The organism is Micromonospora sp. CNZ285 (assembly GCF_004637285.1).
Genome location: NZ_SPQD01000001.1, coordinates 2,871,239 through 2,895,893, shown reverse-complemented (window position 1 = coordinate 2,895,893; position 24,655 = coordinate 2,871,239). Strand labels below are relative to the sequence as shown.

Here is a 24,655-nt window from a genome sequence, read left to right as displayed (position 1 = left end):
GAGTGGCGGGTAATTGGGGTGGCCGCACATAGGAGAGGACGTCCGGTGGGTTCCTTCAGCGGACACACCGAACCGAGAAAGAGCCTCATGCACCCGGAAGCCGAGGAGCCGACGGACGAAGTGGCGGGATCGGAACTACAACGGGAACCGCCCCGCCGCGACGTCGCTGTCCCCGTTTCCTGGCTCGCCGACTTCGCCGACACCCGCGAAGATCACGACTTGGACGAGACTGTCCGCGCGCTGCGCCGGCGCGAACGCCTCTCCGAGGACGCCGACCTGGTCGACTGGCTGCGCCGGTCCGACTTCTCCGGCAGCGACTACGACCTGTTCGCCACCGAGCTGGCCCGCTACGGCTACGCCGTCACGGTGGCCTGGATCCGCAAGGGCGCCATCTTCGGCAAGTGCCGCGAACGCGGCGCCGGGCTGCCCGAGCCGCCGCCCGGAGCGCTCAACCGTCCCGACGTCGCCGAGGAACTCGCCAACGAGACCGTGGCCACCGCGCTGAGGTCCTTCCGCAACACGGTGCTGATCCCCGACCGCTGGAACCCCGCCCGCGGCGCTTCACTGAAGACGTTCTTCATCGGCCAATGCCTATTCCGCTTCCCGAACATCTACCGCGCATGGCTACGTACCGAGGTGCACCACCAGGAGCTGCTCGTCGATGAACTCGCCGTCTTCGATCAGCCCGCCACCGGCGGAGGGCCCGTTGACCCGGCCCAGCTCGTCGCGCTGCGCCAAGAGGTCGACGTCCTGCTCGCCGCCGCTCCGCCGCGCACCCGCACCATGATGGCGCTCATCTGGGCCGGCTACACCCAGGCCGAGGTCGCCGACCTGCTGAACCTCACCGAGAATGCCGTCCAGAAGGCGCTGTCCTACTACCGCACCCGACTGACCCGCCTGCCCGACCGCCAACCCGCTCAGACCCGAAGGGGGGCATGACCGCCCATGCCACAGCCCGCCCCGAACAACCCGCAATCATCCTCAGCAACCGCCAGGTCAGCGAAGTCGACCATCCAAGCCAAGATCGAGCGATCCTCGCTCGGCACCGCCGACGCCCGCGCAATGCGCGCCCGCACCTCCACCGCGACCGCCCGCGCCATCGTCGCCCGGGCAGCCGGCACCACGGCCCGGACCACCAGCCTCAGCCAAAAAACCGGTAGAAAGAGTGGCGGGTAATCAGCCCACCAGCACATACGCCTACGGCAAGAGCGGTCCAACCGAGACCGCCGAACCGAAGGAGATGATCCACATGGCTCGAGGCGGCTCCCGCAGCGTGTCCCGCAGCGCCGGCACCGGCCGGTTCGTCAGCAGCCGCACCGCGGCTCGCTCGCCGCGGACCACCACAACCGAGCGCGTCGGTCGTGGCACCAGCAACAACCAGACCGTCAACCGCAGCGCCAGCACCGGCCGGTTCGTCACCGCGGCCACTGCCGCCCGTCACCCGGGCACGACCATCACCCAGCGCGTCTAGTACGGCAGCCGCCGTTCGGGATCATGGCTGGAGTTCGAGGTTGAGGCGTCGGGTGTAGTGGGCTTGGCGGGCTCGGGCTTGATGCTGGCGCCGCCAGTCTGACCAGCGCAGACGGTGGGCGAGGTTGCTGAGCGGGCGGATGATGCAGGCGTTGATCAGGCGCCGGACCTCGTTGACGGTGAGCTTGATCAGTCCGGTGTCGGCCGGGTTGTGGTCGGCGGCGTCGGCGGCGCAGATCGCCAGGACGGCGAGGGCGGCCAGGGCGAGGGTGGTGAACCGGTGCCAGGAGTCCCAGCGGCGGACCTGGTGCTGGTCGAGACCGACCTGGCCCTTGGCAGCTTGGAAGCTCTCCTCAACCGTCCAGCGGATGCCCGCGACCCGCACGAGTTGGGCCAGGGTGGCCGGTTGCGGGGTCCAGCAGCGGTAGAAGGCCAGCTCACCGGTGGTGGTGTTGCGGCGGATCAGGAGGCTGTGGTGGCCGCCGTCGTCGGGGTCGGCGTCGGTGCAGACGTCGTCGAGCCAGGCCCAGTCGTAGAAGCGTGGCCCTTTCGACCCGGCGCCGGCGCTGCGACGTTGCCACGCCGAGGCCGGCAGCTCGGCGGCGACCCGGTCAGCCCGAACCCGGGTCTTGCCGCCGTCGAGTGGGACCAGGTGGCTGCGGGACACGGCCAGGACATAACCCAGGCGGTGGTGGCGTAGGTGGGCACGGAAGACGCTGCTGTTGCCATAGGCCTCGTCCGCGGCCGCCCACCCGGCCGGGACGCCGGCGTCGACGGCCGCGGTGATCATGTCGGCGGCCAGCTCGGACTTCGTGGCGAAGGCGACCTCGTCGGGAACCCCGGCGGCCTGGCATCGGTCCCGGTCATCGGTCCACGACACCGGCAGGTAGACCCGGCGGTCGATCAGCGTGTGCCCATGCCGGCTGGCATAGCCGCAGAACACCCCCACCTGCGCATTCTCGATCCTGCCGGCGGTGCCGGTGTACTGGCGTTGCACTCCGATGGTGTGGACGCCCTTCTTCAGGTCCCCGGTCTCGTCCACGACCAGCACCGCGTCCGGATCACCGAACCGGCCCACGACCACCGCCCGCACATCGTCGCGGACCGCATCGGCATCCCACACCGCCCGAGACAACAACCGCTGCATCGCGTCCGGCCGGGCATGCCCGGCCCGCTCCGCCAACTGCCAGCACGTCTTGACCTCGATGTCGGCCAGCAGCCCTGTCACGAACGCCGTCGCCGTCCGACGCGGCTCGACCCGCCCGAAGCGTCCCGCGAACGCATCGCACACCCCGGTCAGGACTTGCCGCCACCGGTCTGGGTTTACGCTGTGGCACGCGGCCACCGCCAGATCTGAAGTCATGTCCACAGCAGACAGACGATCACGCGGTGGCCGCACCTCGTCTACCCGGCCCCACCAGCGACATCTCAAACGGCGGCTGCCGTACTAGCGCGAAACCCCAACTGGCCGAGGCCCTCCCCCCATCTGGGCAGAGGGCCTCGGTCAGTTTGTTCTCGGCAGCTGGTAGCCGCGTAACGTTGGCCGAGGCGTTGGGCGGCGCGGCAGCGTAAGGGGTGCGCCAGAACTGGTATCGACGCGTAGTTTCCAAACCCGGTCCACAGTCCTCGACGCCGCTGAGCGCCCGCACCGCCGACCGAGAGCAACGCCAGTCCCCGGCCACCATGAACGATGTTCTACTTGAACTCGGGGTACGCGGCTGCTTGGGCTTCGATGTCGTGCCACTGCCGACTGACGAGCGCAAGCTCGGCTTCATGAGATCGTTCGAATTCCGCAACCGATGGGGCTACGGCGTTGAGCGCTGCCTCGTATGCCGGCTGTCGGCAGTCGGCATCCAGACGTGCGGCTGCCCGTTCCGTCTGTACAACGGCAGACCAGTTTGAACTCGGCGCTTGGCCAGGCGTCGGCGGCTGAGCGTCTCCCATGCGTGTCAGGACCAGCTTGACCAGCTCGTCGTGGCTGTTGACCTTGAAGCCACCCTGGGCCATGCAGGTTGGGTACTGTTTGCCAGCAGCTTTTACCACGGCTGCCTTGGACGCGTCCGTCAGCATCTGGTTGTACTTCTCGGCTAAGGAGTGGTAGCTCGACGGAAAGTTGACCTCAGGGGTGTTGCGTGGGATGCAGGTGGTGAGGCTTTGTTGGAACTTCTCCTGGTCTTCCGGATCTAGGTTGCGATAGCTGGCGCTCGGCCCTGTATCGCCCTTGTTCGGGCCTTTCAATTCGGCGGTGTCGGTGATTCCCAGACGATCTTCGTTGATGGGGGCCAACCACTGTCCTGTGCCGATTCCCATGTGAATGACTGTGCGTCCGCGATATGGGTCCAGGAAGGGCGGGGGTTCGTAGGTGAAGCCTGCGTCTTTCATGCAGTCGCGAATGCCGTCTTGGTACGCGTGGTATTGCAGAACTTCGCCGGCCGTGCGTTGTCTGGGTGTTCCGCCGATTCGTTGGGACAGGAGGTCCAGCCGTTCGGATGTGACGGCAGGGTCGGCGGCGACCTGTTCGGCCGGCCGCGCGCAGCTCGCGACGGAGGTGATCAGCAGAAGGCCGATCATGGGGGATGCCAGAGTTGATCGACTCCGAGTAGTCATTCTCCGCAAGGTCATCACCTTAGCAATTCGGATTCGTGGGCGGGCCGCCAGTCCAATATTCTACGCCGCTCGATGTCCGCTTCCAGTATCGGATCGAGCAGTTGTACTGATTCATCACCACGTTGATGCTCGCGATCGATATCGTTGATCCCGCTGCATTAACAAGGTGTGACGTTGAGGTGGTGTTGTTGTTGGGGCCGTATGCGCCGCCGGCCTTCTGCATTCCTGCGACCGAGTTGCTTTCCGTCACAACGTCCCCGTACATCGAGTAGTTGCTTACGCATGTCCGTGCACCTCTGGAGTCGTAATGACTCGAACCCTCGGGCGTGGTCCAGTCGAACCAGGAGTCTAGACAGTAGCCGGATGGGAGGTTCGCGCTGAGGATCGCGTTCACATACATTTTCTTGGTAGAGGAACTCCAGTACTGCTGCGACTGGCGGTGGCTCGTGTAAACGTTCTGGGTGGAATTCCCTGACGGCACGTTCGCGTAACCCGCCGTGGGGGCGATGGTCAATGTCAGGGCAGCGCCCAGGGATGCGGCCACACCCGCCCGCAGGCCAACTCGCATTGATCCTCCTTCGATATCGAGGGATGCGATTCTATCGGAGGGTCTGACTGCGGTCGGTGCCCGACCGTCAATAATCAACTAAGCTTGCATATCCGGCATACCGCCTCATCTTGGCCCAGCGGCGTGCACGGCGCTGAGGCGTGTCGCGGCGACACCTTCGGCGACGAGGAACTCGGTGAGCGCATCGACTGGTAAACCCACCTTGGCCACCTGCGCGGCACAACCCACGGCATCAACTACAAGCTCGTCGGCCCCTTGGCCGCCAAAGCCCTGCTCCCGCGCCAAGCGAAGAAGCACACGATCCAGCCTCCCGAAGGCGGCGGCGAAGGAGTGTGCATATCGAGTGCTGGGCACAAGCGGCATCGGGTCCAGGATGCAGCATCTGACTAAACGTCGCACCGGAACACGCCCCCGGCTTCCTGCGCAACGTGAATACGCCGACCCGCCACCCGAAGGCGTTGAGGCTAACCCTCGCACGACTCGGCGCCCGTTGTTACCAAAGCTCTCGTAAACCGACGAGCGCCCCATGATTGATGGGCCCAGGATCCGTCAACGCTCGCTGACTTGCTGTTGTGAGGCCGTGTCAGGTGCAGTGAGGTGCCGTGAGCTGCGGGCCTGCCCTCCGCGCCGTGCTCGGGTCATAGCGTCACGACATCGCCCCCACCAGCAGCCCTGTTGAGTGTCGACGGCGAGCAGGAGGAGCGAAGGTGACATCCCCAGGAGCCCGCACCGCCGCAGTCACCACCAGCGTCCTGTCCACCTCCGCCATCACGGTCGTCATGGTGATGCACAGCGGTTGGACTCCGCATCTGCCGGCGCCGGCCACCATGCGGCAGTGGATAGCCGATCCGATGAGCAGCGGCGTCGTCGCTGTGCTCGCCGCATCCGCGGCAGTCACGCTCTGGCTGCTGCTGGCCACTGCTGTCCTTACCCATGGGTACGCGTCGCTGGCCCGCCGGCTGCGCCGGGCACCCGCTCTACGCCTTCCCGGTCCGGTCCAGGGCCTTACTGCGGCGCTGCTCGGCGCGACCGCCGTCACCACCGCTACCGGCGCGGTCGCACACGCCGCTCCCGCGACCACCACGTCCGATGAACCAGCCGTGGCCGGACAAGCGACCGCGTCGCCCGCCTCCCACCGCCCAGCTGCGAGCCATCAGCCGGCCGCGCCGCCGCCCACCTACACCGTGCGCCGCGGCGACAGCCTGTGTGAGATCGCCGCCCGCACCCTCGGCGACGCCGACCGCTGGCCGGAAATCTTCGCCCTCAACCGGGGCGCCCGCTTCTCCCACGTCGGCGGCACCCTGCGCAACCCCGACCTCATCTACCCGGGCTGGGTTCTCCGCCTGCCAACCGACGCCACACACCGGAGCGACCAAACTTCACCGCGGCGCCACGAACGACAGCCCCATACCGAACCCGGACGCCCGGACACCCCTGCGCCACCCACGAAACCTGACTCCTCGGCCGGAACACCGACACCCACGACCACCACCACGACAGGCCCGACAGCACCCGCGACCGAACCACCCCCGGCAGGCCCCGACGTCACCGCGAGCGCACCGGGCACCGCCCGTGCGACTCCACCATCCCGCAGCGCCTCGCAACCGCCGGCACGCGATCCATTGCCCACACCCCACCAGTCCCCGGGCATCGACGTGCCGGGCGGCAGCTGGGTGGACATCGGCCTGGCTGCGGCGATCTGCGCAGCCGCCGCGCTGGTCTGGGCACACCGGCGTCGCCGCTACACCCCGCGCCCGCCCTCGACCGGTACCCACGTCGAGGGCCCCGACACGACCCCGATGCCGACCGTGGTCACGCAGATCCGCCGCCGGCTGCGCGGCGCCGCACCACGCACCGCCACACCCCCCACCACCGGCCACCAACGGCACGAACTCCACTCGTCCCCAGACCCCATCGGCGGGAATACCGGCCCGGACGTGGCCGCCCTCGACGGCGAAGACCACACCAGCGGCGACCCGATACCTGTGCCGCGCCCGGCCGTGCCGTCCCTGGCGCACCCACTGGCCGAGACCTGGCCGCCCGCAGGCCTCGGGCTCACCGGCCCCGGCGCCGACGCCGCTGCCCGCGGCTTCCTGACCGCCGCGCTCGCCGCCGGCGGCCTCGACGCCCCACACGAACGCACCCAGGTGGTGATGCCAGCGACAACCGCGACGACCCTCCTCGACACGGACACCACGACCCTGCCCCACACCCCGCGCCTGACGGTCACCACCACCGTCGAGCAGGCACTCGACCTCATCGAAGCGCAGATCCTGCACCGCAGCCGCCTCGCCGACGCCCACGACGCCGACACGGTGGCCGACCTGCGGACGCTCGATCCTGCGGGGAAGCCGCTGCCGCCGGTGCTGCTGCTGACTCATACCACCGCAGCCCGGCAGGACACCCGCATCGCCGCGCTGCTCACCCAAGGCACACGCCTGGACATCCACGGGGTGCTGCTCGGCGCATGGCCTGACGGTGACACCGTCGCCGTCGCCGCTGACGGCACCACAGCCCTCGCCGACGCCCGCACCGACCAGAGCGATCACCGAGTCCCAGTGGAGCGTCTGGCCGTGCTCACCTCGGCCGACACCCTCGCTCTGCTCCGCGTGCTCGCCGAGTCACATACCGGCCAACCACCGGCACCCATCGACGCCGCGCCGCAGCCAGACGACCGGCCACCGGCCACCGCGAACTCGACCGACGCCGGCCGCAGCGCCCCGGCCGAGACGCCGCGACCGGCCGCGACGCCCACCCCGACGACTGCCGGCACGTCACCCACCCCCGTCGAGGTCACCGGCCGCGACCCGGCCACCGCCCACCCCGACGCATCGGACGGGTCGACCGGCATCATCGACATCCGGCCCCATCGGATCGCCGAGACGCACGCCGCGGTCGACGCCGGTGGTCACGACACCGCACCCTCCGCAGAGCGGGCAAATGTGCCCCCCGCCGTGGACGGCGAGCAGCGGCAGCCCCGCCGCGTGCAGGTATCGGTGCTCGGCCCGCCCAGCATCACCGACGCCGCGTCCCATCCGCCGCTGCGCGCTAAGGCCCTCGAGCTACTCGTGTACCTGGCAGTCCACGACGGGGAAGCGACCGTGGACGCCATTCTGGATGACCTGCTGCCCGACGCCCCGACCAGCAAGGCACCTGGCCGGCTGTACACCTACGTGTCGAACCTCCGCGCCGTCCTGCGGCACACGGGCGGCCCAGGCGACCACCTCACCCACCCCCAGAACCGCTACACGCTCAACCCCGCCCTCGTCGACGTCGACCTGTGGCGGATGCGCGCGGCGATCCGCGACGCCGAACGCGCCACCGACCCGCAAGTTCGGGTCGCCGCGTTGCGGCGCGCCGTCAACAGCTACCGCGGGCACCTCGCCGACGGCGTCGACTACGAGTGGATCGAGCCCTACCGCGAGGCCGTACGGCAGCAAGCCCTCGACACCTACCTCGCGCTCGCCGACGCCCTCGCCGATCATCCCGCCCACCAGTTGACTGTGCTCGACGAGGCGATCCGCCACAGCCCCTACACCGAGGAGCTCTACCAGCACGCCATGCGCGCCCGCGCCGCCCTCGGCCAGACAGACGCGATCCGATCCCTGCGCCGAGCACTGACACGGGCTCTCGCAGAGATCGACGCCGAACCCCACGAAGACACCCTCGCCCTCGCCAACGAGCTCATCGCCGCCCAGCAGCGCCCCCACCCCCGACCGCAGGCGCAGCGTCAGATCCGCGACGAGGACGGAGCCACCGCATGACCGACATCTCCACGTCGCCGTCCTCGTACCTCGACCGTCCGAACGCGGCCAGCCGGGACCAGCTGGCCGGTCTACGGCCGCTGCGGTGGGCGGTGCGTGCCGTGCTCACCCTCGGCGTCGCCGCGTCGATCGCGGCGAACGTGCTGCACGCCCGACCGAACCTCATCAGCCAGCTGATCGCCGCCTGGCCGCCGCTGGCGCTGCTACTCACCGTGGAACTGATCTCCAGGGTGCCCAGCCACCGCAGGTCCCTGGCCGCCCTGCGGCTGCTGGCCACCGCCGCGATCGCCGGCATCGCCGGCTGGGTCAGCTACTGGCACATGGTCGGTGTCGCCGCCCGCTACGGCGAAATCGACGCCGGCGCCTCCTACCTGCTGCCGATCTCCGTGGACGGCCTTGTCGTCGTGGCCAGCATCAGCCTCGTGGAGATCACCGGAAGGATCCGCGCCGGCACCGGCCAGCCCATGCCCACGCAGCAGCCAGCGGCCCCTCAGGACCGGCCAGGGCACCCTGCCCCGAGGACCGGCGCCGACCGGACCACCAGGCGGCGAACGCCCCGCCTCACCGAAGCGGTCACCGAGACCAAACCAATGGCTACCTTCGCGTCGCCGGGCGCCGTGTCTACTCCGGCTTCACCGCGAGGCCAGGCCGCGAGCACACAAAGCGCCGGGTCGCCAGGCCGCCCACCCCGGCCCGACCGCGAGGACGTCCGTGGCGGTTCCGAGGAGTCCCGTGCAGCGGGCGGCCGCGCCGGAAGGACGCCGGCCGGCCGTGGGAGGACCGCAGCGACGATCCCCGCGGACCAGGACAGCGCAGCCCAGGTCGCTGCGGCCACTCCGGCTGCGGTGGCGTACTGGTATCAGCAGGATCCGTCGATGCATCCCGCGCAGATCGCCGAGCGGATCGGCAGATCCGAGCGCACCGTGCGCCGATACTGGCCGCCGGGCAAGCTACAGCGGGCCAATGCCCACCACCACGGCCCGCAACCGACCGTCCTCGGGCGTCCTAACCCTGACCCGCCCTCGATCTTGTAGAGACGCTTGATGTCTGTCCCCTCCTTGAGGAGGGTGCCGACGGGCCTGTAAAAGGTGTGCGCAGTGAGCCCAGGCCAAATCCTGTCGATCTTGTCATGGGGGAGTCAGGCAGGTTCTGGTGGTGCGGGCACGGTGGGGACTTGCTTAGATCACCGGCATGACGGACTGGTCCCAGCTCAGGCATGCCTACGGCGTGGCAGATGACGTCCCGGGTCTGTTGGCGAGGGCTGAACCGGACCCGCGCAGCCCGGTCTGGGACGAACTGTGGTCCCGGCTGTGCCACCAGGGCACGGTGTACCCGGCAAGCTTCCCGGCATTGTCAGTCCTGACGGAGATCGCGGGCCGCTGGTCGCCCGCGCAGCGGACGATGCCGCTGGCGCTGGCGGCTGACATCGTGTCCAGCGTGGATCAGCCCTACGGGGATCTCGACCCGCACGTTACTTATCCGTACGAAATCGCTCGACTGAGAGCGCTGACCGAGGAAGCGCTCCGAAGTGCCGGTCCCGATGACGACCCCAGCACCTACGTCTATATGTTGCAGGCGCTGCTAGCGTTCGAGGGTGTCGAGGTCTGGGGCAGACACCTCGACGGACTGAACAACGAGGAATACGAGGTGGCGTGCCCGCAATGCGATGAAGAGATCTTCGTCGCGTTCGGCCAGTACGGAACGTTTACCACGCTGGACAGCATGTACATGAACGACTCCGGCTCCAAGCGGCTGCTACTGCTGCCCGCTGATCCTGATGACTTGACGGGTGTCGGAAAACGCCTGCACGATCGCGCGATCGCCGACGACCATCCTGATATCGCCGAGAAGCTGACCTACGTGTTTGGCCGAGCGGACTGCCTGGCCTGCGGCGAGCGCTTCGGTGTTGAAGAGGCCATTACCGCCAGATGGTCCGGCTAGATCTTGTCGATCACCGTAGCCACATGATGGCGGCGATGAGAACCAGACAGGCGCGGTAGATGCTGGCGCGCTAGGCATAGCGGGTGTCCAGGTCACCCCAGTGTTCGGCTACGGCACCCTCGCCTACGCCTACGCGGTTCTCACCACGTACCTGGACCGGCTGTTTCTGTTGCAGGCGGAGACCGAGCGTCGCCGGTGCCCGTAACGGCGGGCATCTACAGACGAAGCCGCCCAGCGGGTGCTCGACGAACTCGCCGATCACGCGCTGGACTGCAGCGACTCATACGGTTGGCTGACCACCACGGCGGCGCCGATCGCGGACGACGGCGGTCGGGCGTCTCGGCTACAGCCGGCCGATCAGCGGCTGTGTCCGCGGGTCGAAGCGGTATCCGTCGTCCCAGGGGAATCGGCCCTGCTGGTCCGGCCACACCATCTGCTGGAGGCGGATGCGGTCGCGGCCGTAGCGGCTGATCGCCAGCCCGGGCAACAGTTCGTCTGTCGGCGGCCCGTCGATGATGATCGCGTCGTAGCCGGCGATGACGTCGCTGAGGCGTTGTCCGTGAGTGAACCGTTCGGCGTGGTCGTAGACCCGGCGAGCCAGGTCGTTGAGCAGACCGTGGGCGACCTCGGGTGGCAGCCCGGCGGTGAATCAGTTCGGGGTAGCCGTGGGCGGTGAGCCCGACGGTGTAGGCGAACGGGGCGGTGGTGACGGTGCCGTCGTCGGTGGGCAGGACGTACGTGACGGCCCAGCCGATGGTGTCGATGATCCGCTCTTGACGCCGGAGGAGCTCGTCGATGTCACGCATGGTCGCTATCTCCCAGGTAGTCGGGGGTGCGGGCGGGGTCGGGGTCGGGTGGCTCGACGTCGACGAAGCCCCAAAGGTGTTCCATGACCTGGAGTTGCCAGGTGCGGTAGCGGTCGGCGAAGCCGCGGCAGAGCGCGGGCGGGACCGGGCTGCCGGCGTAGGGCAGCGTCGAGTGGCAGATGATGTATCCCGCGTCGCCGCGCGCTTCGCGCACCATCTGCTGGAGCCGGCCGGGGGTGAGGTGCATCGGGTTGCCGGGCTTGAAGATGCAGGTGGCGCACTCGCGGGCGAGCCGGCGGGTCTTGCGCAGTTCCGGGTCGCCGACGCTGAGTCGGGGTGGCCGGCCGACGTCCGGTTCGTCGGCGGCGTCGAACATGTTGTCCATCGTCAGCTCCTTGTCGTTGCGGCACGGAACGTGCATGCGTAGGCGTGGGATGCGGGCCCGCTGAATGCGGATGCACAGAGTTCGGCGGTGCCGGTGTGGTCAGAGCCGGGCGCAGCCAGGTCAGCACCGTGTCGATGTCGGTGCGGCGGAGCCCGTCGTACGGGTCGACCGGATGGAGCAGGGTGGGTTCGCCCTCGGCGGTGCGCTGGTCGACGATGGTGGGGTCCTTGCCGCCGAACTCGTCGTCGAGGACCCCGAGTGGCCGCCGCGCGGCCCAGGCGTATTGAGGGCTGAGTTTGTTCTGGTGGCCGAAGCGGACCCCGCCGGCGTGGACGGGGACGTGCGGCCAGGTGGTCGGCAGGCCCAGCCGTGGCGCGATCCATGCGGCGGCGAGGTGGTTCCAGCTGGTGCACCACACCGGTTGGGCGTGCTCGGCCAGTTTCCGCAGCCAGGGCCCGTGGTCGGGGTTCAGCCAGACGGTGCCGGTGACGTGCCGGCCGTCGGGGGCGGGCCCGTTGTAGCGGTGCGGTCGGTAGCCGAGTGTCTCGGCGCGGCCGGGGTCGGCGGGGTTGAGGACGCCGTCGACGTCGATGGCCACGATCGGTGAGGACGCGGGGTGTGCCAGCGGTCGGGTGCTGGTCATGGCTGGGCCTGCTCGATGGTGATCGGGTGCAGGGGCACGGTGAGCCGGTCGGCGCTGCGGCCGGGTCCGTCGGCGGGTTGCCACGTGTCGGCGGCGGCGTGGTTGGGGAACGGGCCGACGGCGGCGAGCCTGCCGTCGGTGCGGTCGAGCAGCACGAGAACAGCGGCGCGGGCGTCGTCGAGCGCCGGCCGCAGAACGTGGGCGAGGTCGGGCGGGAGGTCGACCCAACCGGTGGCGGGTAGATCCGTGACGGCAGGGTCATGCAGCGGCACGGGCCTGGTCACGGCGAGCGTGGTGCTGTCGAGCGCGAGCGTGGCGGCGTGGGAGTGGGCTGCGTCGGCGCCGCTGGTGGGGCCGTGGGCGTCGAGATCGCCGCTGGTGTGGACGGCGAGCAGCGCGTGCGGGTCGCGGATCTCCAGGGAGTCGAGGACGGCGAGGGTGACGGTGTCTCCGGTGCGCATGTCGCGCAGGGTGAGCAGGACCGGCCGTCCGTCCGGGTCCCGGTTCCAGGTGATGGCGTCGAAGTGTTCGCTGGTGACGTCGCGCAGGCGCCGCCAGGCGCGGTTGTCGGTATCGAAGGGGTGTTCGTCGTCGGTGCCGTAACGCATGAGGAACTCCTTGTCGGGCAGCGTCGTAGCGGCATCCCGGGATCTGGATCGGTCGGGGCGCGATGCATGCACGCTTCGATGGCGCGGGATGGTCAAGTCGCCGGGGGCGGCAGCGATGCCGTTCGGCATCGGGCCCTCCGCGAGACGCGAGTGGGGCCGCCTGTGGCAGCCCCGCGTTCCAGGCCCGGTTGTCGCGGGTCGCGGTGCGCGGCGCTGCCCGGCAGCGGCCCGGGCAGCGCCGCGGCGCGGGGTGGGACTGGTCGGCTGCCGGCCGGGGGTTCAGGCCTGGGTGAGGGCGGTGACGGCGGCGTCGGCGATCGCCGCGATGGCCTCGGTCGGGTCGGTGACGGTCAGGGCGGTGGCGTGGGTGAAGGTGTGCCCCCAGATCTGGTCCGGGTCGGCCGGTTCGCCGTCGGTGGGCGGGTCGGCGGGGTGGAGCCACAGCACGGCGCAGCCGGCGCGGTGCAGGGTGGTGACGAGTTGCTGGCCGGCGGGGATGTCGTCGAGGTAGCCGTCGGAGACGACGGCGAGCATCCGCAGGGCGCGGCCGTGGCGTAGGTCGAGGAGTTGGTCGGCGACTTTGACCGCTTCCGGGAAGGTGGCGGTCGCCAGCTCGGTGCGCATGTGCAGCACCTGCCTCGGGTAGGTGCGTGGGGGTACCAGGACGGTGGTGCGGTCACCGAACCCGATGGTGGTGGTCGTCGCCTGCGCGCGGCGTGCCGCGTAGGCGAAGATCCACGCGGCCGACGACATCGCCTGCGTGTAGCGGGCCATCGACCCGGACAGGTCGACCAGGACAGCTAGATGCAGGCGGGGCTTCTCCGGAGGCAGGTGGGCGCGTTGCTGCCAGGGGGCGGCGGTCGGCATCTGCCCGGCGGCGGTTTGCGCGTCGGCGGTGATGGCGTGGCGGGTCCGCAGCCGACCGGGTGGGATCGGCGAGGGGCGCCGTCCGGGTTCGGGGTGGCGGGTGCGGGCCTGCCGCAGCCGGTTGGCGAGGTCGCGGGCCGCGCGGTGTTCCTGCTCGGTCGGGTCGGTGCGGTCCCATTCTGCTGGTGGGCTGTGTCGGTGGGCAAGCAGCGCCGCGGCGTACTCGGCCGGGGTGACGCCGGCGGCGACGGCGAGGTAGTCGACGAGGGCCGCGGCGAGGCGGCCGGGAAACAAGCCCGGGTCCGGTACGGGCGTGTCGTACTGCTGGTCGGGGTCGATGCCGAGGACCTGACACCACCGGCGGGCCAGGCAGATCATGGTGTCGGCGTCGGTGTCGTCGCAGGTGTGGGCCTCCCGCCAGATGTCGCGCAGCTGCCGCAGGCGCTTGCATCCGAGGACGCCGGTGACCGCGGCGCGGACGGGACGGACGTCTTTGCTGGTGACGATGCGGGCGTCGACGCGGGCCAGGAGCAGGGCGGCGAGTTGCCCGGCGTGCCACGCGTCGTCGACGGCCGCGCCGTTCGGGTCGAGGAGGGTTGTCACGACGTGGCGCAGCCATCGGCGGTCGCCGCGGCGGCGGCTGCGTTGGCGTCCTTCGGCCCGGGATTCCTCCAGCAGGTCAGCCACGGTGGCGAGGATCGGCGGGGTGCCGGGCGGGGTGGTCCAGCGGCTGTGCGCGGCGTGCGCGGCGCCGTGCACGAGCAGCCCGTAGCCGGTGGGCACGAGCCGCTTGTGCCGGGCCTTGGCCGGATCGGTGACATCAGGGCTGTCGGCGATGTAGGTGGCGTCGACCTCGATCCGGTTGAGGGCGGGGTAAAAGCACTCGGGTGCGTCCCCGGCCGCGCCGGGCGCGACGAGGACGGTGAGGTCGGTACGGCCGGTAAGCAGCGGAACGTGCTGGGTCCACGCCTGCGACCAGGCCCGCCAGTCGGCGGCACCGGCCGGCGGCGGCGGTGTGCCGGGGCGCAGGTGGGTGTGCGGGTGGGACACGGAATGGCTCCTTCCAGAAAAGGGGGCGGTCAGCGTTTGCCGAGGGCGAGCGCGGTGATGGGCGTGCCGGTGTGCCGGGACAGGGCGGCGGTGACGTCGTCGCGGGCGTCCTCCGGGGCGATGCCGGCCAGGTTCGCCAGGGCGGCGCTCATACCCAGCTGGTCGCGGACCTTCACGAAGCCGAGCAGTTCACGCAGCTGCGGCGCCCACACGGTCTTGCCGGCGGCGAGGTCGGCGTTGAGGTCGATCGCCGCGGCCACGACCGGCTTGGGGACGCCGAGCTGGCGGGCGAGGTCCCAGTCGGTGGTGACGTGCAGGTGGACGGTGAACCGGGAGGCCAGTGCCTCGGTGAGCACCGCGCCGTGCACGCCCGGGTTGTGGCCGGCGACGATGTAGAACCCGTCGACGGCTTCCACGGTTTCGTTGCCGTGTGCGGGGATGGTGACGGTGCCGCGGCCGTCCATGGCCGGGTACAGCACGGCCAGGACGCGGGGCGGGATGAGGGTGGCGTCGTCGACCAGCAGCACCCGCCCCTCCCGCATCGCGGTGACCAGGGGCCCGTGGACGAACTCGTAGCCGCCGCCGGGTACCGGGTTGTAGGAGCCGAGGAAGTCATCGACGACGGTGTCGCCGGTGCCGGCGACGGTCAGCAGGTCGGGGAACGCCGCCTCAACCATCGCGGTCTTGCCGGTGCCGGGCGGCCCGTACAGCAGCACCGGCACCTGCTGGGTGCGTAGCCGCCGTAGTTCCTCGACGTCCCAGCCCCGCCCGAGCCGCCGCGGGTGGTACAGCGTCCCGTTCGGTCGCGGCACCGGCGCGGGCCGGGACTGCCGCCCACCACCAGCGCTGCCGTGGGAGCGGGTGCGGGGTGCGGCGGGTGGGAGGGTGCCGGCGGCGTCGATGCCGGCCTGGGTGATCTGGAACCGGTGGTGCGGGTCGCGGTGGTGGGTTGCGTGCCCGGCGGCGGCCATCTTCTTCAGCGCCTCGAACACCGCCCCGGACGACGGTGCCCCGATCGCCCGGGTGATCTCGCCGACCTTGAGAATCTGGTCGGCGTGGTCGGCCAGGTGCAGGGCGACCTTGCGGTAGAGGTAGCCGGACCGGCCGGAGCCCGCGCCGGTGGTGGGAGTGGCGGTGCCGCTGGTCGGGGCCGGATCGTTCTGCGGTGAACCTGCCGGTGGGTGTGGTGTGGTCATGGGATTGCCTCGATTCGGGGTCGGGCCCGCGCACCCGTCTCCGGGTGCGCGGGCGGTGGGTACCGCACAGCGGAGACGGGCGGGGTCAACCCCTGCCGGCCCTCATCGGGGCCGGGCAGGTCGGCGACCCCACCCCTGGTGGTGCTGAAGGGTTACGGCGACACGTCAGGTCGCCGCTGGTACGTGCTGGTCGGTGTCGAGGCCGCGCGGGCGGTGTCGGCGCCGACGATGGAACCTCCGCCAGGCCAATCGATCAAGTCGAATGGGTGCGCGGGTGCGGGAGCGCCGGCTGACTACGTGTGCACCGTGGCAGCGGGAGGTGGTGCTGGCGGCGGGCTCGTGGTCAGTCGGCGCAGCCCCGTTCGCAGCCCTGCGGGTCGCACTGCTGTCCCTCGGCCACCCGGGCCAGAGCCAGCCCGTTGTCGCCGTCGAGGTCATCGTGGAACGGCCAGCCGAACCCGTCGGCGAACGCCTTGACCTTGGCCGCCCCGTACATCGGGTAGCCGGCGTGCTCCATCGCCGCCACGACGTCGTCGCGGCCGAGGAGCCAGGCGAGTTCACTCAGCTTGTCCATCGACCGGCTCGCCGAGTTGCCGCGGTGGTCGAGGATCGTCCCGATAGCGAATCGCAGGTAGTCCCGAGCGTAGGTTCTGTGGTCGACCCGCTGGGTCCACTCGCCCGGGTGTCGAGGGGCGACGACCTGGCGGGCATGGTCCAGGCCGAGTGCCTCCACGAGGACCTCCTCCCGGAAGCCGAAGATGTCCCCGCGGTTGGCGCGCAGAGCCCAGACCCGGGTGACGATCTCTTCTTGGGTGCGGATGGTCACTGGTTTCCTTCCTGTCGGCCCCAGCGGTTGTGACGGGGTATGTGTGAGGGCGTCGGCCTATGCCTTGTTGGTGTCGGGCAGGCCGCCGACGATCCGGTCGCAGGCGTACGGGTCGACGGCCTCCCAGCACCAGCTGCGGCCCATCACCACGTACCGGCCGTCCCCGTCGGCGGTGATGCGTTCGATGGCGTCCGGGTCGCCGGACAGGGCACGCTGGTCGGCGACGAGGACGTCGCCGTCGAAGGACAGACCGGCCAACGCTTCGTCGACCTGCCGGTCCAGGTCGCCGACCGGCACACCCTGCTCGCGCAGACTGTCGCGGTACTGGTCGCGGTGGCGCTGCTGGTCGGCGACGATCGCCTCGGCCACGTCGCGGGTGCAGGAGAACACCGCCCACCCGTTCCAGTAGTCGATCAGGGTGCCGACGAACCCGACCTCGATCCGGTCGTCGCCGTCGGGGCCGGTGGTGCGCGCCCAGTCGCCGGCGAACACACCGACACCGCCGATCCGGACCCGGTCGGGGTGCAGGTGGGACACATCCGTGCCGGTGGGGCTGGCCGCGAGATGACACAGTTCCGCGACGCGGTCGGTGACGGCGGTGTCGTAGGCGTCGCGGTATACGGTCATCGCCTCGTCGCGCTGCGGGATGCGCAGCCCGAACCAGCCCGCGCTGTCGCCGGTGGCGGCGGCAAACAGCTCCCACCCGGCGACGTCGACCGACTCTCCCGCCGAGGAGACGGATGGCAGGGCGTCGAGGACGGCAGGATCGCCGTCGTCGATGCCGACCAGGATCCGGCGCGCGGCCAGGCGGGTGTCACCGCCGGCCCGGGCGCCGATGGTGTCCTGCGCCCACCACTCGGCGGCGGTGCGTCCGGCCTCGGCGCCGGCGGCGCGCATCCGTTGCAGCGCGGCGGCCCATCCGGTGGCCTCGCCGACCACCCCGCCAGTGTGAGGCGGGGTGGTGGTGGCCGGTGCGATGCGATCGCCGGCGTCGAGGCACATCGCCAGCGTCGAGCCGCTGTCCCAGGTGACCTCCACGAGGTTCTGTCGCTGGTCGTGGCGGCGGACAGTGCCGGTGTCGCCGGGCCGCAGCAGGGTGTACGGGTCGTCGGTGTGGACCAGGGCGACACGCTGCCCGGCCTCGTAGCTGGTCATGGCGGTCTCCGATCGGTCGTCGGGGCCGGTGGACGGGGCGCCGTCGTCGGTGGCCGTGGACGGCGGGCGGTCGGCGCTCATCGGGTTTCGCCCGCCGTGTCGCCTGCCGTGGGGTTCTGCGGTGGCCAGGGCTTGCGGGTGACGTGATCGCCGAACATCGGGTCGCTGGCGACCGAGGAGCCGCAGCGGACGCAACTGGTGACGGTGTCGTAGCCGTAGCCGGCCATGGACGGCACCTCGACGTGGTCGATCTCGTCGACCGCGCCGCAGACGCTGCACACCGTCATCTCCGGACCGCCCCCGTCCTCGGCGGGCGCGGTGACGAACAGGTCCTCGACCGGGTCGAGGTGATGCGCGCTGTGCCGCAGCCAACGACCGTGGATCGTCGCCTCATACACCACCAGGCGCCGCTGCTCGAGGTGCAGCAGATACAGCCACTCCAGGGCCCCGCCGACGTCCTCGCGCAGCGCGCCCCGCCGAACGGTGGCGTCCTGAGCGACTACCGGGTAGCCCAGCCCGGGCACGGGCGGCTGCCGGTCCCAGCGCCGGGGCTTCGGGTTGACGGCGAGGGACCACCAGTCGTGGGCCAGCAGCGCGGCGGCCATAGCATTGGTGTTACGGCTGAACGTGTCGGTCCAGATCCGGCGCAACAGCGGAACCAGAACCTCCGGACTCTCACCGAACTGGACCAAGCGGGCGGTGTAACTGCCGCGGAACGCGGCGACACCGATGAGCGTGGGTGTGCTCACGGCCTTGTCCTCCTCAAGGGATGTGTGGATGGGTCGCGGCGGTCGTCCCCGCACGGGTCGACCGCCGGGCTGGGGCTAGATCACGGAGCCGCCGCCGGCATCCGCGATCGGGACTACTGATTCAGGGGCGCGCCGACGGACGCCATGAAGGCGACCGGGTCGACGGCCGTGCCGGAGGTGTGATCACCGAGGTGCACCTCGAAGTGCAGGTGCGGTCCGGACGAATGGCCCGAGCTGCCGGCGACGCCGATAACGTCACCGGCAGCGACCCGTTGACCCTCGGCGACGGAGGGGCGGGTGAGCATGTGGCAGTAGCGGGTGATCACCCCACCGGGGTGGTTGATGTCGACGTACCAGCCGCAGCCGCGGATCATGGCGGGGTCGCCGTCGCGGTCACAGCCCCAGTCCCGGCCAGTGCGAACGTCAACGGCGTTGCACCGCACGACGGAGACGGTGCCGGCGGACGCGGCGTGGATCGGGGTGCCCTTGCCCACGATCAGGTCGACGCCGTCGTGCCCGGGACGGCCCGAGGTGCGGAAACCGGAGCCGGCATCCCCCTGCACCGGCAGGGCCCAGCCCTGCGCGCTGACCGCCACGCCGCAGGCGGCCGGGCCGGCGCTGGCCCCGGTCAGGGCGGCGACGATCCTGGCGGCATCGGGTTCCCACCTGGCGTAGGCGTCCGGGTAGGCCGACCGCTGCACCCGTTGGGCGGCCTCGGTCAGTGGCATCGCCTGCCAGCCGTCGACGGCCTGCAACTTCTGGTAGAACTTCGTCGTCGCGTACCGCGGGTCGTGCAGTTGCTTGGGGGTGCCCCAGCCCTGGGAGGGGCGCTGTTGGAACAGGCCGACCGAGTCGCGGTCCCCACCAGAGATGTTGATCAGGGAGGACTCCTGCATCGCGGTGGCCACGGCGATGACCCAGCCGCGCGGCGGGACGCCGAGGCGCATGCCGACGGTGGTGATGGTGGCGGCGTTGCCAACCTGCTCGGCGTTCCAGTCACCGATCGGACCGATCCCACCCAAAGCAGGGCTGCGCGCGGCCGACGAAGCGGTGGGCGTGACGCTGGTAGCCGGCCCGCACGCGCCCGCCCCGCCGCCGAAGATCAAGGTGGTGGCCAGCCCGGAGCACAGCAGCAGGACACCGGTGACCGCGAGGGCGATCCCGGACAGCACGCGGGCGGTCATAACTGACTCCTTCGAGGCAGGGCCGGCAGCGGGCCGGGTCGCGAGGACGGTGAAGGCCGCGAGCCTGTAGAGCGGCGGCGCGCGGCCTTCGGGCGGGTGCAGGAATCAGCGGGCGAGGACGGCCACCTTCTCGCCGTGCAGCAAGGGCGCCCCGTCAGGGCCTTTGATGTGGGCGTTGATCCAGATGCGGTAGGGGTGGCCGTCGCGGTCGATGAGGCGTCGCCAGTGGCCGCGGACTTATCTGTAAGTTTTCGATCTTGAAGGGCGTCTTTGCAGTTCAGACACGTCGCGTACGCGTCCGCCACGAGTGACGTCGCCCTGGTGCTGGTCGGATCGGCGAGGGTGTAAAACGACTGCCATGAACGACGACGAGATGCCTGAGGGGTACTACCGCGGTTTCCGCGTCTGGGAGACGGGCGACGGGGATCTGCTTGCCGTGCGCCCGTTGGTGGCCGAGATGATCGGTGCGGGTGTTGTTGCCGCTGATTCTTCAGAGGCGTACTGGGCGGGCGGCGGCAACCAGCGCGCCCGGGACGTTCGTGGCGATGCGGTGAAGGTCGATGTGAAGCTTGCTTGGGTGCACCGGGCGGGCGTCCTCGGCGTGCCGCCACCGCCCGCAAGGACGCGGCAGTACGACCCGGAGCAGGTTCACGAAATCGCCCTCGTGCTCCTCGAACCCGAGCTCGAGATCGACCACGAGTACTTGCCCGACGGTGCGGTCACCTTCGCTGTCACGGGTCGCCCGCGTGCAGTGTTCCGGGTTCCGGTCGGCGATATGAACAGGGTGATGCGTCAGGACGGGAGATCACGAGCCAGGTGGCTGGTGAACCTCGTCGACATCGCGTCGTTCATCGTGCGTGGCTCCGTGCTGGAGATCGAGGGCACGGACCCGCTCCCGCAGGAGAAGGATTTCACCGGCAGCGATGGCTAGCTGGCGGCGTAGGCCTTCGACGTCGTCTCGGTGGGCGCGTTTCGCCGCTTGCAACTGCGTGGTGAGCACTCTGATGACGGTGCCCTCGCTGCTGTCGCTGTTGGTGTGCGATGGCCGGCCGGCGGGCCGTGGGCTTGCAGCATGGCGCGCGTGCTCGATGCGGGAACGCACGGTTTCGTTGCCGTAGAGGAAGTCCAGTGACAGTCCGCTTTCGCGGTGCACGGCGCGGAAGGTGATGGGCTGCCGGTCGCGCAGCATGCGTCGGATGGTTTTCTCGGCGTGCTGCTGGGCGCGTTGTGTGCGCGCTTTGGCGGCGGCCGTGAGCCGGTCGACGCGCTGCTGGCGGTCGGGTGGCATCCCAGTCATGGGCGCGGCTTCCGTGTGATCTCGATCGGCACCGGTGCTGCTGGCGCGACGCGGGCGCTGACACCGCCGCCTTGGAGGCTGTGTTGGTCTTCGGGGAGCTGGCCAAGGCGCTCGATGATGCGTTCGAGTGCGGTGATTTCTTGGAGGCGCTCGCGGAGCCAGACGTTGGAGTCGGCCATCGGCCGGCCGGTTCGTTGCTCGTGTTGGCGCTGCCGGTGCGCGATGAGCGTCCGGGTCCGCTCCAGGGTCTCCTGGTGCACCTCGATGAAGGACCGGTCCGTGGCGAACATCCCGCAGGTGTAGCAGGCGTTGCCCTTGTCGCACTGGCGGGCCGGTGGCAGCAGGCACAGCCCGTTGGGCAGGACCCGGTCGGTGCCGCGGTCCAGTTGGAGCAGGTCATACATGGTGGTGCGGTCCATCGGCACCTCCTGCCCGTCCGCGCCGATCTTGACCAGGGTCAGGAACGCCTGCTCGGCGGTCTCGTCGCGGATGGCCACGTATTGCATCGACATGGTCGGGGTGGTGTGGCCGAGGAAGCGTTGCAGCACGTGCACGGGGACGCCGGCGTTGGCGAAGTTGGTCGCCACGGTGTGGCGGAACTGGTGGGTGCGGGTCAACGGCAACGGCTGGTCGCGCTCGTCGTGGATGCGGGCCGCGTCGACGTACTGGCCCAGCGCCTCGTAGTAGTGGCCGGGACGGTAGGGCCGGTTGCCGTGGCGGTTCTGCCGGGGTGCGACGAACAGGTAGCGCGGCTGCTGCACGGGGCTGCCCTGCTCGGTCAGGAAGCGCCGCACCCAGTCCTGTTGCGCGTGGATGAGATCGACGCATTCCTGGTCCACGACGATCCGGTCGGCGCTGCCGTCGATCTTCGTCTGCTGGTAGCGCAGCCACGCAACTCCGCCCACTGGCTGGTCGTCGGAGTCGGTGTCGTCCGGCTGCGGGACGGGTGTGAGCAGTGGTAGGAGCGGATCGAAGTCCATCAGGGCGAGTTCGCTCATCCGCCGCCCGGTCTTGATCTGCAGGAGCAGCATGCGATACGCCTGTTCCTGTCCCAGCCCGGCGACCCTGAACTGCTGGCCGCGATGGGTGTAGGTGAACGTTTCGCACTCTGGCAGCGCGAGGACGGTGGCGCGGGACAGGATCGTCGCGATCTCCGCGTCGCTGTATGCCTTCTCCCCGGAGGTGATCTGGGCCCGGTTGCGGGCAACTTCGCCGCGGCGGGCGCACATGCGCCGAAACGCAGACGTGTGTTCGGCGCCGACTCGACCCCATGCGTCGACGCCCGTGAAGCGGCGCAGCTCGGCGGCGTTGTCCGCCGCGAACTCGAACAGCTGCGCCACATCGTTGAGCACGGCGTTGGCGCCAGGGACCCCGACGATGCGGGCCCGGCGTACGCCCCGGCCGACCGGGTCGCGGCAGAAGACCGCGAAGTCACGGGCGATGCCGTTGAGACTGGGTCGGTCGGCGCTCAGCAGCTCGACGTCGATGCCCCGCTCGGTCAGGAACACCACGAGCTTGCAAATGGAGTTGTGGCGTCCGACGGCGGTGCTGATGCGGATCAGGTCCCGGGTGATGCCGTCGGCCAGCCAGAGCCGGGTCGCCTCGCGCAGCCATGGTTGTCTGATCCGCAGCATGTTGACTTTCGACATCCACGGCTCGTGTGGGCGGCGCGGGATGCGTGGGTCCATGTCGGCGTCCCAAATCTCGGCCTGCCACCACTGGTCGGTGGCGTAGTGCAGCCAGACCATGCGCTGCAGCCGGGCTAGGAACTGCACGATCTGGTTCAGGCTGGTCTTCTCGGTCGCGCCCGAGCGGCGCCGCGTGGGGTTCGTCCAGCCTTCGTGTTCGCGGCGGTGCACGATCGCGTGCGCCCACTGTTGCGGAGTCAGGTCGACCAGCGAGGCCAAGCCGTACTGACGGGCTGCCCAACTGACCGCGGCGACGGTGCCGTTGAACACCATGCGGCTGACCACGCCACCGCTGGCGCAGACGGCGCTCAGCGCCCAGGCCAGTTCCTGACGAGCGCCGTGCGGCAGCGCCGGCCAGGTGTCCTCGGCTCGGCTGGTCCCGCCGACGTCGAGTTTGACCAGGCCGCTGCCGGCGGGCCACCCTGCCGGCATCTCCCACCAGCGGAGATCGGCGCCTGCGGCGAGTTTGTCCCGCTTGACCGGGTCCGCGTGCGCCGGCCTGTGCCGCATCTCGTCTTCCACCCACTGGGCGAACCGGGGCAGCGGCGCGGGAAGGTCACACACCGGCGGCAGCGTCGCAGCGGCCGTGCGCAGCGGACGCACGACGGCGCTCACGGCGCGACCGCCGCGGCGTCCCAGCCGCCGGCGAACGACTGCCACCCGGCCAGCGCCCGCAGCGCCGCGTCCTCGGTCACCCACCCATAGGTGTTGATGGTGGTCTGCACGTCGGCGTGTCCCATCCGCTGCTGGACCAGCGGCAGCGGCGCCCCGGACATCAGCAGCGCGGTGGCGTGCGTGTGGCGCAACCAGTGCGGGGTGAACCCGGCCGGGATGCGGTTACCCAGCCTGCGTTTGACGCGCCGCACTGTGTCGTAGACGGTCTCCGGGCGCACCGCGGCGAACAGCGGTTCCCGGTCCAGGTTGACGAACAGCCACCACTGGCCCAGGTTGTCCACCGCCTCGGCGCCGCCACGGTCGCAGACCTCCCACAGATAGTCCCCGTGCAGTGCCTCCAGCCGGTCCGAGACGTAGATGGTGCGGGAGCGCCACCCCTTCACCCGCTGCTGATGCGGATGCTCCCGCGGAGTCACCAACACGTACGGCGTGTCGCCCCGTCCGGCCACGAAGTCGTCGTGGAACAGGCACAACGCCTCGCCCAGTCGCACGCCCGTCTCCGCCAGCAGAGCGAACAGCAGCCGGTTGCGCAGCGATCCCCGCCACACGCCTGCGGCGGCATCCCACCAGGCGCAGGCGTCCAGGATCGCCTGAACCTGGACAGGGGTCAGCACCGGAGGCCGGTCCCGGCGCCGCTTGCGCAGCCGGAACACCGGCGCGCGCTGCGGACGCCGGGAGGACAGGTGGTGCAGCATGCCCTTGTGGGGCTGGCCCGCGCCGATCCGCCTGCGGGCGGTGCGATGCAGCACCAACGCTGGGCCCAAACCTTCTTCGGTCATGAACTCGTAGAAGGCGACCACCGCCGCCATCCGCAGGCCCACGGTGGCTTCGCCGCGCGTCGGCTCACGCCCGCCGGTTAGATCGACAACGTCCGGTGTGGTGCCGAAGCGCAGCCAGTGCACGAAGCGCGCCAAGTCGTCGCGACCGATCCGATCCCACCGCTGACCGGTCTGCCGCAGGAAGACGTCAAAGCACCCCAATGAGGTGGCGTAGGCCCGCACCGTGTTGGGCGCCGACACGACCCGGTGGTGCGCAAGGAACCGCTCGTACGCCTCATGCGGCAGCCCATCGGCCCCCAGCACCGTCCAGGTCACGCCACCGCCCGGTAGCAGCACCCGCTGCCCGAATGTGGTCACGCCGGGACAACTGTCACGGACGACTCCCAGATATGGCCGT

20 protein-coding genes and 1 pseudogene are annotated in these 24,655 nt (G+C 70.2%); 7 read left to right on the top strand and 14 right to left on the bottom strand.

Annotated elements, in window-relative coordinates:
- Positions 1 to 219: 219 nt before the first annotated feature.
- Together CLT75_RS12980 and CLT75_RS12975 are read left to right on the top strand one after the other, a co-directional pair.
- On the top strand, positions 220 to 939 hold the full coding sequence (locus CLT75_RS12980) for an RNA polymerase sigma factor (RefSeq protein WP_128136171.1): 720 nt from the start codon (positions 220 to 222) through the stop codon (positions 937 to 939).
- Positions 940 to 1,249: 310 nt separating this feature from the next.
- Entirely contained in the window at positions 1,250 to 1,471 is a 222-nt protein-coding gene (locus CLT75_RS12975) for an ABC transporter ATP-binding protein (RefSeq protein WP_128136173.1), read from the top strand.
- A 21-nt stretch (positions 1,472 to 1,492) separates the two neighbouring features.
- Here CLT75_RS12975 and CLT75_RS12970 read toward each other — a convergent pair whose 3' ends face one another.
- The 3 genes from CLT75_RS12970 to CLT75_RS12960 all read right to left on the bottom strand — a co-directional run bounded on the left by CLT75_RS12970 (position 1,493) and on the right by CLT75_RS12960 (position 4,645).
- Positions 1,493 to 2,833, bottom strand: coding sequence for an IS701 family transposase (locus tag CLT75_RS12970; protein WP_278090470.1), 1,341 nt, complete (start codon positions 2,831 to 2,833; stop codon positions 1,493 to 1,495).
- A 332-nt stretch (positions 2,834 to 3,165) separates the two neighbouring features.
- Positions 3,166 to 4,041 carry a hypothetical protein gene (locus tag CLT75_RS12965; RefSeq protein ID WP_135241006.1) on the bottom strand — a complete coding sequence of 292 codons (876 nt, stop codon included), beginning with the start codon at positions 4,039 to 4,041 and terminating at the stop codon, positions 3,166 to 3,168.
- Positions 4,042 to 4,096: 55 nt separating this feature from the next.
- Positions 4,097 to 4,645, bottom strand: coding sequence for a hypothetical protein (locus CLT75_RS12960; RefSeq protein ID WP_135241005.1), 549 nt, complete (start codon positions 4,643 to 4,645; stop codon positions 4,097 to 4,099).
- Positions 4,646 to 5,352: 707 nt separating this feature from the next.
- Here CLT75_RS12960 and CLT75_RS12955 point away from each other — a divergent pair.
- From CLT75_RS12955 to CLT75_RS33235, 4 genes are all read left to right on the top strand, one after another.
- Complete coding sequence (locus tag CLT75_RS12955) at positions 5,353 to 8,409, top strand: BTAD domain-containing putative transcriptional regulator (protein ID WP_135241004.1); 3,057 nt, start codon at positions 5,353 to 5,355, stop codon at positions 8,407 to 8,409.
- Positions 8,406 to 9,443: a DUF2637 domain-containing protein gene (locus CLT75_RS12950; protein WP_135241003.1), complete on the top strand. Its 1,038-nt coding sequence runs from the start codon at positions 8,406 to 8,408 to the stop codon at positions 9,441 to 9,443. Before CLT75_RS12955 ends, CLT75_RS12950 begins: the two co-directional genes overlap by 4 nt.
- Before the next feature lie 157 nt (positions 9,444 to 9,600).
- On the top strand, positions 9,601 to 10,350 hold the full coding sequence (locus tag CLT75_RS12945; protein WP_135241002.1) for a hypothetical protein: 750 nt from the start codon (positions 9,601 to 9,603) through the stop codon (positions 10,348 to 10,350).
- Positions 10,351 to 10,588: 238 nt separating this feature from the next.
- Positions 10,589 to 11,026, top strand: coding sequence for a hypothetical protein (locus tag CLT75_RS33235; RefSeq protein WP_486485162.1), 438 nt, complete (start codon positions 10,589 to 10,591; stop codon positions 11,024 to 11,026).
- 122 nt (positions 11,027 to 11,148) lie between these two features.
- On the opposite strand, the gene CLT75_RS12935 is transcribed toward CLT75_RS33235, so the two are convergent.
- From CLT75_RS12935 to CLT75_RS12895, 8 genes are all read right to left on the bottom strand, one after another.
- The gene (locus CLT75_RS12935) at positions 11,149 to 11,541 is read right to left on the bottom strand and encodes a hypothetical protein (RefSeq protein WP_135241001.1); all 393 of its coding nucleotides are present in this window, start codon (positions 11,539 to 11,541) and stop codon (positions 11,149 to 11,151) included.
- A 639-nt stretch (positions 11,542 to 12,180) separates the two neighbouring features.
- Complete coding sequence (locus tag CLT75_RS12925; protein ID WP_486485161.1) at positions 12,181 to 12,921, bottom strand: hypothetical protein; 741 nt, start codon at positions 12,919 to 12,921, stop codon at positions 12,181 to 12,183.
- A 150-nt stretch (positions 12,922 to 13,071) separates the two neighbouring features.
- On the bottom strand, positions 13,072 to 14,709 hold the full coding sequence (locus CLT75_RS12920) for a VWA domain-containing protein (RefSeq protein ID WP_135241000.1): 1,638 nt from the start codon (positions 14,707 to 14,709) through the stop codon (positions 13,072 to 13,074).
- Positions 14,710 to 14,738: 29 nt separating this feature from the next.
- Positions 14,739 to 15,905: an AAA family ATPase gene (locus CLT75_RS12915; RefSeq protein ID WP_135240999.1), complete on the bottom strand. Its 1,167-nt coding sequence runs from the start codon at positions 15,903 to 15,905 to the stop codon at positions 14,739 to 14,741.
- 343 nt (positions 15,906 to 16,248) lie between these two features.
- Entirely contained in the window at positions 16,249 to 16,731 is a 483-nt protein-coding gene (locus CLT75_RS32880; protein WP_135240998.1) for a hypothetical protein, read from the bottom strand.
- A 57-nt stretch (positions 16,732 to 16,788) separates the two neighbouring features.
- Positions 16,789 to 17,967, bottom strand: coding sequence for a DUF4314 domain-containing protein (locus CLT75_RS12905; protein WP_486485160.1), 1,179 nt, complete (start codon positions 17,965 to 17,967; stop codon positions 16,789 to 16,791).
- Positions 17,964 to 18,635, bottom strand: a complete 672-nt coding sequence (locus tag CLT75_RS12900; protein ID WP_135240997.1) for a hypothetical protein — start codon at positions 18,633 to 18,635, stop codon at positions 17,964 to 17,966. Before CLT75_RS12900 ends, CLT75_RS12905 begins: the two co-directional genes overlap by 4 nt.
- Positions 18,636 to 18,748: 113 nt before the next feature.
- Positions 18,749 to 19,819: a M23 family metallopeptidase gene (locus CLT75_RS12895; RefSeq protein ID WP_135240996.1), complete on the bottom strand. Its 1,071-nt coding sequence runs from the start codon at positions 19,817 to 19,819 to the stop codon at positions 18,749 to 18,751.
- A gap of 358 nt (positions 19,820 to 20,177) precedes the next feature.
- Here CLT75_RS12895 and CLT75_RS12890 point away from each other — a divergent pair, with 358 nt between their 5' ends.
- Complete coding sequence (locus CLT75_RS12890) at positions 20,178 to 20,750, top strand: hypothetical protein (RefSeq protein WP_135240995.1); 573 nt, start codon at positions 20,178 to 20,180, stop codon at positions 20,748 to 20,750.
- Between the two features lie 51 nt (positions 20,751 to 20,801).
- Here the strand turns inward: CLT75_RS12890 and CLT75_RS33230 are convergent.
- From CLT75_RS33230 to CLT75_RS12880, 3 genes and pseudogenes are all read right to left on the bottom strand, one after another.
- Positions 20,802 to 21,107: pseudogene (locus CLT75_RS33230) on the bottom strand (DUF6262 family protein); the annotation flags it as partial.
- A gap of 5 nt (positions 21,108 to 21,112) precedes the next feature.
- Positions 21,113 to 23,419 carry a tyrosine-type recombinase/integrase gene (locus CLT75_RS12885; RefSeq protein ID WP_135240994.1) on the bottom strand — a complete coding sequence of 769 codons (2,307 nt, stop codon included), beginning with the start codon at positions 23,417 to 23,419 and terminating at the stop codon, positions 21,113 to 21,115.
- Positions 23,416 to 24,615, bottom strand: a complete 1,200-nt coding sequence (locus tag CLT75_RS12880) for a tyrosine-type recombinase/integrase (RefSeq protein ID WP_135240993.1) — start codon at positions 24,613 to 24,615, stop codon at positions 23,416 to 23,418. The genes CLT75_RS12885 and CLT75_RS12880 overlap by 4 nt, the downstream gene beginning before the upstream one ends.
- Positions 24,616 to 24,655: the final 40 nt, after the last annotated feature.

Excerpts from the sequence above, each read along its gene's own strand:
- CLT75_RS12975 (WP_128136173.1), top strand. The coding sequence starts at position 1,250 with ATGGCTCGAGGCGGCTCCCGCAGCGTGTCCCGCAGCGCCGGCACCGGC.
- CLT75_RS12960 (WP_135241005.1), bottom strand. The coding sequence starts at position 4,645 with ATGCGAGTTGGCCTGCGGGCGGGTGTGGCCGCATCCCTGGGCGCTGCC.
- CLT75_RS12895 (WP_135240996.1), bottom strand. The coding sequence starts at position 19,819 with ATGACCGCCCGCGTGCTGTCCGGGATCGCCCTCGCGGTCACCGGTGTC.
- CLT75_RS12950 (WP_135241003.1), top strand. The coding sequence starts at position 8,406 with ATGACCGACATCTCCACGTCGCCGTCCTCGTACCTCGACCGTCCGAAC.
- CLT75_RS12935 (WP_135241001.1), bottom strand. The coding sequence starts at position 11,541 with ATGGACAACATGTTCGACGCCGCCGACGAACCGGACGTCGGCCGGCCA.
- CLT75_RS12915 (WP_135240999.1), bottom strand. The coding sequence starts at position 15,905 with ATGACCACACCACACCCACCGGCAGGTTCACCGCAGAACGATCCGGCC.
- CLT75_RS12905 (WP_486485160.1), bottom strand. The coding sequence starts at position 17,967 with ATGAGCGCCGACCGCCCGCCGTCCACGGCCACCGACGACGGCGCCCCG.
- CLT75_RS12925 (WP_486485161.1), bottom strand. The coding sequence starts at position 12,921 with ATGCCGAACGGCATCGCTGCCGCCCCCGGCGACTTGACCATCCCGCGC.
- CLT75_RS12945 (WP_135241002.1), top strand. The coding sequence starts at position 9,601 with ATGACGGACTGGTCCCAGCTCAGGCATGCCTACGGCGTGGCAGATGAC.
- CLT75_RS12890 (WP_135240995.1), top strand. The coding sequence starts at position 20,178 with ATGAACGACGACGAGATGCCTGAGGGGTACTACCGCGGTTTCCGCGTC.
- CLT75_RS12970 (WP_278090470.1), bottom strand. The coding sequence starts at position 2,833 with ATGACTTCAGATCTGGCGGTGGCCGCGTGCCACAGCGTAAACCCAGAC.
- CLT75_RS12965 (WP_135241006.1), bottom strand. The coding sequence starts at position 4,041 with ATGATCGGCCTTCTGCTGATCACCTCCGTCGCGAGCTGCGCGCGGCCG.